The sequence below is a fragment of the Neobacillus niacini genome (assembly GCF_023715415.1).
In the GTDB taxonomy this organism is placed as follows: Bacteria; Bacillota; Bacilli; order Bacillales; family Cytobacillaceae; genus Neobacillus; species Neobacillus niacini_C.
Genome location: NZ_JAMBOB010000003.1, coordinates 22751 through 37113 on the forward strand (window position 1 = coordinate 22751; position 14363 = coordinate 37113).

15 protein-coding genes are annotated in these 14363 nt (G+C 34.6%); 12 read left to right on the top strand and 3 right to left on the bottom strand.

Annotated features, from left to right (window positions below):
* The first annotated feature begins 517 nt into the window (after positions 1 to 517).
* The 9 genes from M3189_RS06740 to arsC all read left to right on the top strand — a co-directional run bounded on the left by M3189_RS06740 (position 518) and on the right by arsC (position 7552).
* Complete coding sequence (locus M3189_RS06740; protein ID WP_251633059.1) at positions 518 to 994, top strand: DUF2975 domain-containing protein; 477 nt, start codon at positions 518 to 520, stop codon at positions 992 to 994.
* A gap of 10 nt (positions 995 to 1004) precedes the next feature.
* Positions 1005 to 1223, top strand: a complete 219-nt coding sequence (locus tag M3189_RS06745; RefSeq protein WP_133367729.1) for a helix-turn-helix domain-containing protein — start codon at positions 1005 to 1007, stop codon at positions 1221 to 1223.
* Between the two features lie 43 nt (positions 1224 to 1266).
* Complete coding sequence (locus M3189_RS06750) at positions 1267 to 2061, top strand: DUF817 domain-containing protein (RefSeq protein WP_251633060.1); 795 nt, start codon at positions 1267 to 1269, stop codon at positions 2059 to 2061.
* A gap of 234 nt (positions 2062 to 2295) precedes the next feature.
* A complete protein-coding gene (locus tag M3189_RS06755) occupies positions 2296 to 3093 on the top strand; it encodes a CPBP family intramembrane glutamic endopeptidase (protein ID WP_251633061.1) in 798 nt (265 codons plus the stop codon).
* A 228-nt stretch (positions 3094 to 3321) separates the two neighbouring features.
* On the top strand, positions 3322 to 4596 hold the full coding sequence (locus M3189_RS06760) for a mechanosensitive ion channel family protein (RefSeq protein WP_251633062.1): 1275 nt from the start codon (positions 3322 to 3324) through the stop codon (positions 4594 to 4596).
* A gap of 93 nt (positions 4597 to 4689) precedes the next feature.
* Positions 4690 to 5184, top strand: coding sequence for an arsinothricin resistance N-acetyltransferase ArsN1 family A (locus tag M3189_RS06765; protein ID WP_251633569.1), 495 nt, complete (start codon positions 4690 to 4692; stop codon positions 5182 to 5184).
* A gap of 250 nt (positions 5185 to 5434) precedes the next feature.
* Positions 5435 to 5788 carry an ArsR/SmtB family transcription factor gene (locus tag M3189_RS06770; protein WP_251633063.1) on the top strand — a complete coding sequence of 118 codons (354 nt, stop codon included), beginning with the start codon at positions 5435 to 5437 and terminating at the stop codon, positions 5786 to 5788.
* A gap of 15 nt (positions 5789 to 5803) precedes the next feature.
* Entirely contained in the window at positions 5804 to 7099 is a 1296-nt protein-coding gene (locus tag M3189_RS06775) for an arsenic transporter (RefSeq protein WP_251633064.1), read from the top strand.
* Between the two features lie 33 nt (positions 7100 to 7132).
* The gene (gene arsC, locus M3189_RS06780; protein WP_251633065.1) at positions 7133 to 7552 is read left to right on the top strand and encodes an arsenate reductase (thioredoxin); all 420 of its coding nucleotides are present in this window, start codon (positions 7133 to 7135) and stop codon (positions 7550 to 7552) included.
* A gap of 249 nt (positions 7553 to 7801) precedes the next feature.
* On the opposite strand, the gene M3189_RS06785 is transcribed toward arsC, so the two are convergent.
* From M3189_RS06785 to M3189_RS06795, 3 genes are all read right to left on the bottom strand, one after another.
* The gene (locus M3189_RS06785) at positions 7802 to 8014 is read right to left on the bottom strand and encodes a hypothetical protein (RefSeq protein ID WP_251633066.1); all 213 of its coding nucleotides are present in this window, start codon (positions 8012 to 8014) and stop codon (positions 7802 to 7804) included.
* A gap of 28 nt (positions 8015 to 8042) precedes the next feature.
* A complete protein-coding gene (locus M3189_RS06790) occupies positions 8043 to 8234 on the bottom strand; it encodes a hypothetical protein (RefSeq protein WP_251633067.1) in 192 nt (63 codons plus the stop codon).
* Between the two features lie 72 nt (positions 8235 to 8306).
* A complete protein-coding gene (locus tag M3189_RS06795; protein ID WP_353057401.1) occupies positions 8307 to 8633 on the bottom strand; it encodes an ArsR/SmtB family transcription factor in 327 nt (108 codons plus the stop codon).
* 287 nt (positions 8634 to 8920) lie between these two features.
* Between M3189_RS06795 and M3189_RS06800 the strand changes: the two genes are divergently transcribed.
* The 3 genes from M3189_RS06800 (at position 8921) to rbsK (ending at position 14358) form a co-directional block, all read left to right on the top strand.
* On the top strand, positions 8921 to 9331 hold the full coding sequence (locus M3189_RS06800; protein ID WP_251633068.1) for an ArsI/CadI family heavy metal resistance metalloenzyme: 411 nt from the start codon (positions 8921 to 8923) through the stop codon (positions 9329 to 9331).
* A gap of 440 nt (positions 9332 to 9771) precedes the next feature.
* A complete protein-coding gene (locus M3189_RS06805) occupies positions 9772 to 13263 on the top strand; it encodes a hypothetical protein (protein ID WP_251633069.1) in 3492 nt (1163 codons plus the stop codon).
* Between the two features lie 195 nt (positions 13264 to 13458).
* A complete protein-coding gene (gene rbsK / locus M3189_RS06810) occupies positions 13459 to 14358 on the top strand; it encodes a ribokinase (RefSeq protein WP_251633070.1) in 900 nt (299 codons plus the stop codon).
* Positions 14359 to 14363: the final 5 nt, after the last annotated feature.

The following is a 14363-nucleotide window of genomic DNA, read 5'->3' on the forward strand; positions in this document are numbered from 1 at the left end:
AAAATAATATTGAATTTAGGTATAGAAAACGACCTGGATTTTTAAATAATATTAAGATAAAACCTAACTGTAATCATCAAATGAGATTATCTTGGATTTTTGAGATAAAACTCACTCCTTATTAAATAAGTTTTATTCGAGTGAGTCATCAGCAAAAGTAAAATAAACGGAGATTTTCCGGTTATATGCAGAATAGAGCTCATTTCGGAGTATTTAAGGGGAGATTTTCCGATTATGCAAAGCAAAATCTCTTATTTTCAAATTTTTCGAGCCAATAGGCGGAATCTCTCCGTTTATTTAGACTTTTTTTAACAATAATTAATAAATAAGCGGAATTTTTCCGTCTAATTATCAGCTCAGGTGCTTAGTCTTTATAGGGAATGCACTTTATCTTGGTCGAAAATAAAAGGACCTCAGTATAACGATAAGATAGTGTTTGAAAATGATAATAATTTATTGCAAAACGATAAATACCATGTTAATATCAAATAGAAAATAAATTAGTGAGGTGCTTTTTATGAAACGAGGGTCAACATTATTTTTAAGGATGGCTGTTTTTCTAATTGGAACTCCAGTTCTTGCTTTGGCTATATTTGGGTTAACGTGGTTACCTAAAAATCCAGCAAATCCAGATTATGCATATATGCTATATCCTATTGTAATCGGTATGTATGTATCAGCAATCCCGTTTTTTGTTGCATTGTATCAGGCTTTTAAACTTTTAAGCCATATAGACAAGAACCAAGCCTTTTCTGAATTGTCTGTTATAGCTCTCAAGAATATCAAAATCTGTGCCATGACAATCAGTGGATTGTATTTGGTAATATTGCCATTTGTTTTTCTAATAGCTGAGCTAGACGATGCACCAGGTCTCGTTATTATCGGAATGGTTCCCGTTTTTGCTTCAATGGTAATCGCCGTCTTTGCAGCTGTCCTTCAAAGACTTTTAAAAGAAGCGATTGATATAAAATCTGAAAATGACTTAACGGTCTGAGGTGATAATTATGGCGATTATAATCAATATTGATGTGATGCTAGCTAAAAGGAAAATGAGCGTAACTGAACTTTCGGAGAGAGTTGGAATAACGATGGCCAACCTATCTATATTGAAAAATGGAAAGGCAAAGGCGATTCGATTATCTACATTAGAGGCGATTTGTAAAGCCTTAGATTGCCAACCTGGAGATATTCTAGAATACCGAAGCGACGAGGACACCCCATAAGCAGGACTTCAAATATTCAAAAAAAACTATGGAGGCAAAAGTCATGAGAGCACTAAAACAATTGTTTCGTTTTGGTTGGGAGCAGGCCCTTTCATGTTTGTTTCCTGTCGTTATTTTTGCCTCTTTGGCATTTACACAAATCGTATCACTTCCTTTCCTGCCACGGTATGATTGGCTTCTTATCATCTGCCTTCTCATGCAGTGGGGGATGGTGCGTTCGGGGCTGGAAACTCGTGATGAACTAAAGGTTATCACCTTGTTCCATTTAATTGGACTCGCGCTTGAAGTTTTCAAGACACACATGGGTTCCTGGTCTTATCCAGAAGAAGGATATTTCAAAATCTTAACTGTGCCTTTGTATAGTGGGTTTATGTATGCAAGTGTAGCCAGTTATCTTTGCCAGGCGTGGAGGAGATTAAAGGTTGAACTGGTAAAGTGGCCGCCGTTTTTGGTGGTGGTGCCTCTTGCGGCTGCGATTTATTTTAATTTTTTTACCCACCATTTTTGGATTGATGTTCGTTGGTGGCTATCTGGCCTGGTATTGATTGTTTTCTGGCAATCATGGGTCACATACGAGGTTAATGGAACTCGTTACCGAATGCCACTCGCATTTTCTTTTGTGCTCATCGGATTTTTTATATGGATAGCAGAAAATATCGCAACCTTCTTTGGCGCTTGGGAATATCCAAACCAAACCGATGTATGGAGTCTCGTCCATCTCGGAAAGGTGAGTTCATGGCTCTTATTAGTAATTGTGAGCTTTCTTATCGTAGCGTCGTTGAAGCAGGTTAAGGGAAATTCCAATAAGGTGGATACTTATCAATTTTTTAAATCGTAAATAAATACTATTCATAAGTCGGATCCTAGAAAAAAGGAATTCGACTTTTTTAGGTTATTGTTCTCTTAACTTCATAATAGAGAAGCAAAAATTGAATGATATTAAGTATCCCTTTCGGCTTAACGAAAAGGGCTTTTTGATGTGGATTTTATTATATAGAAGGAATACGGTTTTATAGATTGGAATATTCATAAAACAGATAGATAAGGTTTTCTATTAAAGGGGGAGTTCTTTTTGAAAAATTATTTATCGATGATAGGAAATTATTTGCTCTATTTGGCTGTTATGATTGTGGTCATCCTTCTATACAATTTTATATTGAACCCTATCTTAGGATGGGGACAGTTCGGAACAGGCGATAACATAGCAATCCAGTTGTTTATAGTTTTGACAGCGACCATTGGTCTATCCGCTCTTGTTTATACAATTAAGTACAGGTTACTGAAACAAAAGACAGTAAGATTTTGGAGGATATTTGCGTTCTCAAAGATAAGTTTAGGCAGTTTGATTTATATGGTTGCAATTGGACTTGCATTTACATTATTAAATGCAGCTGTAATGCAATTGTTGCTCTATCATAACATTTCATCATTAAATGATTTTACCGAAACCTATTTTAACTCTGTATCTTTTACAACTTTAGTTGTTTCTTCAGTGATAACAACTGCACTAGAATTAATTGTATTTATTGGAATTATGTTTAACGAAGCAAGAAAAGGTGTACCGGTTTTTTGGCCAATTTTAGGTATCGCCTTAATCATTGCAGCTGTTCAGTCTCCAGGTGGAATCTGGATGCAGCTTCTAGGAGCTGCTTTAGGTCTTATTTATGGCTTTATATATGTACGTACTTCCTCCATATGGTCAGTTATTTCAATCGGGGTTGTATTTAACGTAAGTCTGTTCAGTATGAAAAAAATTGGATGGCTTGATTCTATGGAAAATATGTCGGAATTCAGCCTAATCGTACTTGCAGTCATAATGGCAGCTTTTCTACTTTTTAGTCTCCTTTGGTATTGGAAAAAACAAAAGTAACCTATTTAAGCTTTAAACATTTAATTTACCATACAATGAAATAGCATTGATTCCCTTTAGAGATGATTACCTAAAGGGTCTTTTTATGATTTTAGCTTTAAGTAAGAGAGGATGGTACCAAAAATACATGAATGCATCGACTATTAGGGAAAATAAATGTAGAATGAGTGTTTGGATAGTGAATTTAACGTATTGACTACGACATGAAGCCATACAAGGGGGAAGAATATGGAGCTTATTCACAATCGACTGCTTGAATTTGGTTTGGACCCAATCCTTACCGATTATCTTGCTGCTATTATTATGATTATTTTTATTGGGGTTCTCTGTATAGCTGCGAATTTTGTTACGAAGAAGATTGTGTTGAGAATCATTACTCATATTATTACGAATAACAAATTCGAGTGGGATAATATCCTTTTAGAAAGGAAAGTATTTCACAGGTTATCTCACATTGTTCCGGCAATTATTATTTACTATTTTTCATCTACCTTTCCTGACTATCAGGATTTAATAGAAAAAGGAGCCATAACCTATATAATTATTGTCGGGCTAATGGTCATTAATAGCTTTTTAAAAGCATTTAATGATATTTATTTAACCTTTGAAATCTCCAAGACTAAGCCAATCAAAGGATATATTCAGGTTGTTCAAATTATTGTTTTCATTCTCGGTGGAATCGTTATTATCGCTAATTTGATGGGGGAGAGTCCTTTTATTCTTCTCAGCGGGATTGGTGCATTATCAGCTGTTCTTCTAATTGTGTTTAAAGATTCGCTATTAGGACTTGTAGCTGGTATTCAATTAGCGGCCAATGATATGGTGCGGGTAGGAGATTGGATTGAAATGCCTAAATATGAAGCGGATGGCGATATCATTGATATCTCTTTGAATACGGTAAAAGTCCAGAACTTTGATAAAACGATTACCACTATTCCAAGCTATGCACTCATTTCCGACTCTTTCAAAAATTGGAGAGGGATGCAGGTTTCTGGGGGACGCCGTATTAAGCGATCTTTATTTATTGACACCAACACTATCGCGTTTTGCACCGATGAAATGATAGAGAAATTTAAAACGATTCAATTTCTTTCTGATTACATAACTATTAAGGAACTTGAAATTGCTGAATACAATGCCAAGAATGAAATTAATCGAAATAATCCAGTCAATGGCCGTGCGCTTACCAATATTGGGGTTTTCAGAGCGTATATTAACCAATATCTTCAACATCACCCAGGAATTAGTCAGGAAATGACATTACTCGTAAGACAACTGGCGCCAACTGAAATGGGGTTGCCACTAGAAATTTATGCATTTACCAATGATATTCGCTGGGATGTATATGAAACCATACAATCCGATATCTTTGATCACCTTTTTGCAGTAGCACCGGAATTTGGACTTCATTTATTCCAGAATCCATCTGGGAATGACTTAAAAAATATGATGGGACAAATTGGAGGGAAGATAAGGAATAGAGAAACAGATTACTCCTCATAGAAAAAACAAGTAATGGAGTAATTTTGCTTATTCAAGATTTGTATTTTAGAAAGGGGTCGACATGACCCTGTTCAATTGGGAGGTAAAAGGATGTTGGTAGACATAGTTATCCGGGAATCTAAAGAGTCTGACATTTTCTGCATACAGGAAATATACAATCAAGGAATTGAGGATAGAATAGCTACATTAGAAGTTGAATTAAAGGATAATTCTTACATGAAGGATTGGTATGAAAAACACAAAGGCCGTTTTAAAGTAATTGTAGCTGAACAAGAGGGGAAAATTGTTGGCTGGGCTTCACTAAACCAATACAGTAAACGAGCTGCCTATGATGGAGTTGCTGATATTTCTGTTTACATTTCTAGGGAGTATAGAGGAAGGGGAATAGGAAAGAAACTACTCGTTCATCTAGTAACCATCGCTAAAGAAAATGCTTTTCATAAAATGGTGCTTTTTACATTTCCTTTTAATCTATTGGGTCAAGCATTGTATAGAAAAATGGGTTTTCGTGAAGTAGGGGTGTTTAAAAACCAAGGTATTTTAGATGGGAATTTTGTCGATGTAATGGCAATGGAGAAATTATTATAGATTCACATATTCGATTGATGACCACTGTTATCAATCTTTTTTTTACATTATCTTTACATTCGGCTACTTGAAATTTATTTATAAGTAAATTATTATATAAGCGGATAGTTATATATCGATTGATAAATGAAGTTAGTTTCGTAAGGGTTAACTTGCATAGAAAGTACATCCTTGCAAAAAATAAATCAAATGCTTCATTCAATCTCTTTATAAGGATATTATTATTTGCTTATGTCGAGGAGGGCCAAAAATGTTAGAGTCGAGCAAAGCAGCAATTGATTTAGATCGTGCTGCCAATGTTCTAAAGTTATTAGGGGATAAAACCCGATTAACCATGATTAAAATTCTGGATAATCATGATGCTTGCGTCTGCGAATTTGTAGAAATATTTAAAACTAGTCAGCCAGCCATAAGTCAACATGTTCGTAAGTTAAAAGATGCTGGGCTGGTGAGGGAAACAAGAAGAGGGCAATGGATAATCTATTCTTTAAATAAAGATAGTGAGTATTTTCCATTGGTTAAAGATTTATTACTTCACCTTCCAAACCAAGATTTTAGGTTAAAGGAATTAGAAGAGCAAGGTTTACGAATTTCATGTGAATAATTGGAGGTTTCAACATTGGTATCCACGATACTCGCATCATTGATTTTTTTAATTACGCTTATTCTGGTTATATGGCAACCAAGAAATTTATCCATTGGTTGGTCCGCTTGTGGGGGTGCAATTCTCGCACTAATCGTTGGAGTGGTTGACTTCCAGGATGTTCTTGAAGTAACCAAAATTGTATGGAATGCGACCTTTTCATTTATTGCTATCATCATTATTTCCTTAATATTAGATGAAATTGGGTTCTTTGAATGGTCAGCACTCCACATGGCAAGAGCAGCTAAAGGCAACGGAATTAAAATGTTTGTTTATGTGAGCATTCTGGGTGCTCTCGTGGCAGCATTCTTCGCTAATGATGGGGCTGCACTTATCCTTACGCCGATTGTCTTAGCAATGGTGCGAAATTTAATGTTTGAAGAAAAAATGGTATTTCCATTCATTATTGCGAGTGGATTTATAGCTGATACAACTTCACTACCACTTGTCGTAAGTAATCTTGTAAATATCGTTTCTGCTGACTTTTTTGGAATAGGATTTGCAGAGTTTGCCTCAAGAATGTTTGTTCCAAATTTATTTTCTCTTGTGGCAAGTATTTTAGTCTTATACATCTACTTCAGAAGGAACATACCTAAGAAATATGATTTAGTTCATTTAAAGAAACCTGTCGAAGCTATTAGAGATCAAAAGATGTTTCGTTTGTCTTGGGTAGTCCTTGCAATTTTATTAGCAGGTTATTTTATTAGTGAATTTCTAAATATTCCTGTATCTATTATTGCAGGTATAGTGGCAATATTCTTCTTATTTATGGGGCGAAGAAGCCATGCAGTCGAAACAAAAAAAGTTATTAAAGGAGCACCATGGGCGATTGTATTTTTTTCAATCGGTATGTATGTAGTGGTTTATGGTTTACGAAACGTGGGATTAACCAATGTGTTAGCTGACCTTATTCAAGTAACAGCTGACCAAGGATTATTTGCAGCAACCATTGGAATGGGTTTTATCGCTGCAATTCTATCATCAATTATGAATAATATGCCAACTGTTATGATTGATGCATTAGCAATTGCAGATACCAATACAACTGGTGTAATTAGAGAAGCTCTTATATACGCTAATGTGATTGGCTCTGATTTAGGTCCTAAAATAACCCCTATCGGTTCTCTTGCCACTTTATTATGGTTACATGTTTTATCGCAAAAAGGAGTTAAGATTTCTTGGGGAACCTATTTTAAAACGGGTATTGTTTTAACTATACCAACTTTGTTCATTACATTGGTTGGTCTCTATATATGGTTATTACTCATTTAAATAAAATTTTAAAGACAAAAAGGAGAATACATCATGACAAAGAAAAAACTTTATTTTTTATGTACAGGTAATTCGTGCCGCAGTCAAATGGCAGAAGGATGGGCAAAACAACACTTAGGTGATGAGTGGGAAGTACGAAGTGCAGGAATTGAAGCACACGGATTGAACCCAAATGCTGTAAAGGCTATGAAAGAAGCTGGAATTGATATTTCAACTCATACTTCTGATATTATCGATCCTGAGTATTTGAACAATGCTGATTTAGTAGTAACTCTTTGTGGAGACGCTGCTGATAAGTGTCCAATCACACCACCAAAGGTAAAGCGAGTTCATTGGGGGTTTGATGATCCAGCTAAAGCTCAAGGAACAGACGAAGAAAAATGGGCATTCTTCCAACGTGTACGTGATGAAATCAGTGGACGCATTAAACGTTTTGCTGACACTGGTGAGTAAGAATGAAATTAATAGCCAAGAGCTTTTTGACTCTGGGCTTAATTAATAATAATGATATAAGCAATTACTTATATCATTTTCAATAGGAAGCAATCAAGGAATAGAAGCACGATTTGTTAAATTTAATGAATTACCTGAAGAAATCAATCCTTTTATCAAAAACAAGTTAGTCGAATTAAATGGGCGATTTTAATGTTAAAAAGGAGCTGCTTTTTTGCAGTTCCTTTTTCATAAATCCTACACAGTGTTTTATTCATGGTTGTTTACCTTAGTCAATTGGTGATAGGCATCCAAAAATCGTTCGTAAGTCTGGTTACCGTAACGTCTTGGGTCATTTTGGAAAAATAAGTTCATGGTTATATCCTTAGCCTGTTGCAAGGAACAATTTCGAGAAATCATTACTAAATTTATATAGGAGAGGAAATACTCTTTTTTCAAGGTACCAGCATGATTAACAGTCAAAATAAAAACCTCCCTAAAAGACAAATTGCTAAAAACAGCACACACAATCACAATTTGTTTTTACGGTAGTTAATTGTCGTTTTGATGTAAATTTTTTAACTACCTTTTGAAATAATGTGTCCCTACAGAAATCTTCCATTTTCAAGGCATTTTGCGCTTTACTTTCAACGTCCTCTTGGCGTAATTTTATCAATTGATATGCTTCATACTCATTAAACATGTTAATTTCCTCCTATTAATCAAATAATATTGATATATTAATCAAAAAAAATTGATTTAAAACCTAAAAAAATTAACAACTAGGTGGCTTAAAGATACAGCAAAGTTCATGGGACAATAAACGATTTAGTTCATTTTGATTTAGTTCATAATAACTCCAGGTGCCTCTTGTCTCTTTTTTGATTATGTTAGCGTCTAATAAAATCTTTAAATGATAAGATAATTTTGATTGAGCCATATCCATCATGGGAGCCAAATCGCACACACACATAGAGCCATTTTGAGTTAAAATATTCATGATTTGAAGTCTCTTTTTATCAGCCATAGCTTTGAATTTTGATTCATATTTTTCAAACTCTTCATCTAAGGATATATCTTGTAATTGAATTTCTTCTTTCACTTTTATCACCTGCTTCTTTAATCAATTAAACTTGATGCATTTATATTATATCCATTATTTTCATGTGTCAACTGTTTTAATCAAAAAAAATTGATTTAAACTTATGTTTTATTATATTTTTGATGAGATAAAATGATACATATAAAAAAATCAATTTTTTTTGATGAAAGGGTTGTAATTAGAAAAAACTGCTAATATACTGTAATTATAAATCAAAAAAAGTTGATTTACGTATTATAAATCAAAAATATTTGATTTATAAAATGGTCATGAGGGAGTTGTTACGAATGAAAATGCATGTTGGAGTGAATGTTACTGATTTAGAAAAATCCATTCAATTTTACAAAAAGGTGTTAAATGCGGAGCCCGTTAAGGTAAAAGCAGACTATGCAAAATTTTTACTTGATGACCCTGCTCTTAATTTTACTTTAAACTTGAAAGACGCAGTTTCAGGGAACCAGGTTGGACATTTTGGTTTTCAAATGGAAAATTTAGAAGAAGTCCTTCAACAAAAAGAGCGTTTAGAAAAATTAGGCTTTTTTGCAAGGGAAGAGATGGATGTTACCTGTTGCTATGCAACTCAAGATAAATTCTGGGTAACAGATCCAGATGGTAACGAGTGGGAGTTCTTCTATACTAAGGGCGATGCAGAAATCATGAAAACTGAATCAACATGCTGTTCAACAGAACCAGTATAAGTTGAATTCAAACCTCTTTACAATTTGCTCCATTTGCACCAAGAATAAAATAATTCAGATGAGTTATTTCGAATATGAAAAAATTAAGGAGCAAATATTCAATTGAATTTTGCTCCTTAATTTTTTTTCTAGGTAAGAGAATTAATAGGGTGTTATAAGCAGAAAAAGAGGAAATGAAAGAAGTATTTGCTTCTAAAGGAAACAATGCATGTATGTTCGTTATCAAGGATATGCAGATATCCATTCAGTAATAAGAAACATAGAAGAGAAGATTAAGATAAAACATGTGAAGAAAGGGTAGGTTGTAAACCTGTAAAATAATTGTATAATTATTACACTGGTATTAAAAAATTATTACTTTACTAAGATAGTGATTTCCTTGATTAGTATAAAGGCAGGACTATCTAGAAATAAAAGATGTTTATTCAGGCGGTGTTAATATGAATCTAAATCAATTTTTGATTTCACTTAATTTAGAAAAGTACATAGAAAAATTTGAAGAAGAAGAGGTAACGTTTGAAGATTTAATTTCATTTAGTGAAGAAGTTTTAGATAGTCTTAAAATTAAGAATGGTCCTAGAATAAGGATCATTAATGCTTTAAAAAATCATAATTTTCAACTTGAAAAGGAATCATCTTCTACTGATTCTAATGGAGATCATTTCTTTCGTAAGTTATGTGACGATGAGCAACTTTGGTTTAATCCAGCATTTCAGAACAGCACTTCCGTTATTGCCCATGAATACGCACGTTTATACAAATTACTTAAGGAAGGTCAATCTTTTGGTGCGATGTTGCAGATTAAGGACCTTATGGAAGTATTGCTTAAATTTCCTGTCTTAATTTGTGTCAGTAATATTTATTCTCTTAGAGAAAGGTCAGATGCTGAAATAAAGGTTCTGGTCGCGATGTTAGAGAAGCCTCTCTCTCTGGGTGATTGGGAGAAAATTGGAGGTAAGTTAATCAAATTACCTTCTACTCATCCTACTCTGAAGCAAGTGTTAAAAAGAACATTAAAATTATTTAGTGAGGAGAAAATCGTAAACTGGCGAAATAATAAATTAGGCCATGGTGCCTTATCATTTGATATCGATGAAGACTTTCGTCAGGATCTCGTGAAAAAACTGAAAGCCCTAAGACTTTATTTTATAGAAACGTTGGAATTAGATAAGCAAATCCACCTTTATCTTAAGCAGCACGGGAATGCACATCGACTCTCTGGTGAAGAGGCCATGTCCCATATTGAAAATGACACTTCTGATATTTCAGTAAGGTTAAATGCGGATCTAACAGTTCCTTTATTCCCTTTTATTTTAAGCAGCGATAACAGCATCTATTTTTTTGATACCTATTATTCTAATAAAGACAAAACAATGGTGCTTGATTATACAAAGGGTAAAAAGAAAACCCATCAGGAAGTCAATGAATTGATAAAAGGAACACGCCGGGATTTAGATTTCATTATCCCCAAAAGGTCAACAGTGGACGATCGAACGTATTCCATGATTGAAGCAGAGATTCTTAATAAAATTGGTGAAGTAAAGGATTTTCAAAGTCCAAGGTATCTCATTGATGACCTTTCCACAGCTATTAATAAACATCCGAAAGGTCTTTTCTTGATTCAAATGGAGCGAGGAACAGGTAAAACAACCTTTACCAGAGCATTAGATGAAATGTCATTAAATAAGTATCAGGAGCAATTAAACTGTTCGGTTCGGGCCTATTACATTAACGATTCGTTCAGTTATAAAATGAATTATTTTTCCGAAAGGGTTCATGATATTTTACGTCAAGATAAGGACGGAAAAAACCGGATTGTTGGAATAGAGGGAGTCCATTCAAATAGTAAGAATAAAAAGGGCGAATTTGCCCGAATGATTAATGAATTTTCAGAGGAACATCGAACACACTTTGAGCATGATAAATTACTTCTTGTTATTGATGGTTTGGATGAGATTCCAGGACAAGTGAAGGAATCGATTTTTGATTTTATACCGGATGAAACCATGTTGGATGATGGGGTGTACATTCTATTAACGAGCAGAATGAATGAAGAACTCACACCTTTTACTCAGTTTAATTTGGATCAGTTCACTTTTACAGAGCAATTTAAGTACAAACGAGATTATGAACAAAACCGTGATGTCTTGGTCTCATATTTAAAGAAGGAGTTATTGTCTAACAGTACAATGACGAAAGAACATGAACAACTGTTTGATGAATTAATCATAAAGGCAGAAAATCGTTTTTTATATTTAAAAGCGATTAAAGAGCTGCATATTACATATAAAGGGAAACTTGATGTAAAGGATCTTCCAAAAGGATCTGAGTTGTTTAGCTTTTATTTAAACAAGCTGCATGACATGTATGGGAATAAATTTTATGAGAATCTTAGACGGATTCTCTTGATTGTTTCAGGAGCTTTTGAAGGCCTTACGTTTAGAGAAATTTCCTATTTATCTGGAGAGGATAAGCCAACCTTTACCTTTTTGGCCTATTTATTAGATTTACGTATTTTCCTTAAAGTGGATCGGTCCTATCGGGGGAACCTCATTACCATATCTCACGACGAATGGAAAAAATTGATTTTTGAAAAATATGAAACAGAATTAGATCAGCTAACCAAAGGTTGGTTAGAGGATATCCTCTATTTAAAAGAAAACCCTCGGCAAATGAATTGGGCGAGTGTGGAATGCGATGGAGAGGTTTATCTTATAACCAACACCTTAAACTATCTAGAATTTATAAATGATGAAAATATAACGAATCAGATCTATAATCAATCGTTCGTGGAATTTAGTCATCAATTGGCAAACTATCTTAAGGAATATTCCGTAGTAGAATACCTGAGAGTACGTCGCATTCAGTTACTGAATCAACAATTAACGATATTAGAGGCCGTGCAAGGTAAGGAAACGGACATTGCTGATCGCTATATGCTGCGTGGTGAGGCCTATTATTTATTAATGAAGTATAAAGAAGCTTTTCAAGATTATAATGAAGCGATTAAAAGGCAAGAAAACTTGTTTAAAAGGCAAATGTTACCTGATCCGGATTCATTACCATTAAGTTATGCGAAACGAGGAGCAGCTTATCGTCGTGCCGGGTATTTTAATCAAGCAGTTGAGGATTTAACGAAATCTATTAATCTGAGAAACAATCTTCTAAATCAAGAAGTACCTGTCGACCTTATCAGTCAGGCGGAACACTTGGAACAAAGAGGATATACCTACAGATGGCAAGGACGGTTCCAGGAGGCTTTAGAAGATATTAACGAGGCTATTAAGCTATTACAATCACTCGAAGAAAATCAAATTGACGTCTCAAGCGAGTTGATTCTTAATATTATTATGAGTAGAGGAACCATTTCGTTGGATTTAGGTGACTACGAATCTGGAATAGAGGAATTTGAAGCTACGACCACTCTTGGAAGAAAGTCACTTATGGAAGGAAAATTAATCGATATTAGTCAATTGGCCAGCACTATCATGATGTTGGGAAATGCTTATAATCTAAATAAGCAATATGATATAGGTTTAAAATATTGTACTGAGGCGATTGACCTTTGCAGAACATTAGATCAGAACGGCCAATTACCAAATAGAGATTATTTTTCATCTGCTTTAAAGTATCGTGGTGAAGGTCGGTGTGCATCGGGCGATGTTAGTGGGGGACTGGATGATTTAGATGAAGCTATTAATAATAGAAGGAATTTGTTAAAAGAGGGCATTTTACCAAAATTCCATACCTTGATTGAGACATTGCATGCAAGGATGAAGGTACACATAAGTCACGGTAATAAACGAGAAGCAATTCAAGACGGCGAAGAAATATTGGATTATATAGATCAATTAAGACAAACAGGAAAATGGGTTGATGAAATCCTAGTAAATACAATTAAGCAAGATTTGGACAAATTGTCAATGAGTTAGCGAACAGAAATAGTAAATATCCACTTTTTAGGGGGAGAAGCATTCGAAGATAAATATCAAATGTTTCTCTTTTTTTAGTTTTCTTCGAAAATAAGTAATGGAAGATAGTGAGATATTTTACGTTTGGACATATTTAATTGTGAATTGGAAATTTTAGTAGTAATGTGTTTCTGAATATGAAAGGGGTGTGGGGATATGACCGGTAGGCAAATAACCGTAATTGGAAGTATTAATATGGATTTAGTGACAAGTACTTTTCAGATACCTAAGGTTGGAGAAACTGTGTTGGGTCAATCTTTTCATACGATTCCGGGTGGGAAGGGTGCAAATCAAGCTGTGGCTGCGGCCCGTCTTGGTGGTGATGTAACGATGATTGGCGCTGTGGGAGACGATTCCTTTGGTAAAACACTCGTTGATCATTTAACTAATCAGGGAATAAATATGAAAAATATTTTAGAAGTTAAGGGTGTTTCTACTGGAATTGCTTCTATTATAGTATCGGAAGCAGACAATAGTATTATTGTTGTTCCCGGAGCAAATAACTATATAACACCGGAGATTATCGAAAAACATGAAGAAAGAATCAAAGCTAGCAGTATTCTTTTATTGCAATTAGAGATTCCCATTGAAAGTGTTATTAGAGCCGCAGAGCTTGCGAAAAAGCATGGAGTTCTGACGATATTAAATCCGGCACCGATTCAAAAGCTTCCACAGGAATTATTAGAGATGGTGGATTATGTAACACCGAATGAACATGAGCAGACACTGCTGTTTGCTTCCATAGACGAAAGTAATCAAATAGTAGGAAAGTTAATGGAAAAGTGTATCGTCACAAAAGGATCTAAAGGGGTTATGGTATATAAAAATGGCGAAAAAATAGAAATTCCAAGTATCAAGGTGGACGCTGTAGATACTACTGGTGCAGGCGATTCATTTAACGGTGCATTAGCCTATGCTTTATGTGAAGGGCTAGAAATTGAAGAGGCTTGTCGATTTGCCAATGTGGTTGGGGCCATTTCCGTTACAAAGCTAGGTGCGCAAACGGGAATGCCAACCAAAAAGGAAGTCGAAGAATTTTTGCAAGTACATAAATAAACATA

Bases quoted from the DNA above. Each gene is read 5' to 3' on its own strand.
- M3189_RS06745 (WP_133367729.1), top strand. From the start codon at position 1,005: ATGGCGATTATAATCAATATTGATGTGATGCTAGCTAAAAGGAAAATG.
- M3189_RS06800 (WP_251633068.1), top strand. From the start codon at position 8,921: ATGAAAATGCATGTTGGAGTGAATGTTACTGATTTAGAAAAATCCATT.
- arsC (WP_251633065.1), top strand. From the start codon at position 7,133: ATGACAAAGAAAAAACTTTATTTTTTATGTACAGGTAATTCGTGCCGC.
- M3189_RS06790 (WP_251633067.1), bottom strand. From the start codon at position 8,234: ATGTTTAATGAGTATGAAGCATATCAATTGATAAAATTACGCCAAGAG.
- M3189_RS06770 (WP_251633063.1), top strand. From the start codon at position 5,435: ATGTTAGAGTCGAGCAAAGCAGCAATTGATTTAGATCGTGCTGCCAAT.
- M3189_RS06740 (WP_251633059.1), top strand. From the start codon at position 518: ATGAAACGAGGGTCAACATTATTTTTAAGGATGGCTGTTTTTCTAATT.
- rbsK (WP_251633070.1), top strand. From the start codon at position 13,459: ATGACCGGTAGGCAAATAACCGTAATTGGAAGTATTAATATGGATTTA.
- M3189_RS06760 (WP_251633062.1), top strand. From the start codon at position 3,322: ATGGAGCTTATTCACAATCGACTGCTTGAATTTGGTTTGGACCCAATC.
- M3189_RS06750 (WP_251633060.1), top strand. From the start codon at position 1,267: ATGAGAGCACTAAAACAATTGTTTCGTTTTGGTTGGGAGCAGGCCCTT.
- M3189_RS06805 (WP_251633069.1), top strand. From the start codon at position 9,772: ATGAATCTAAATCAATTTTTGATTTCACTTAATTTAGAAAAGTACATA.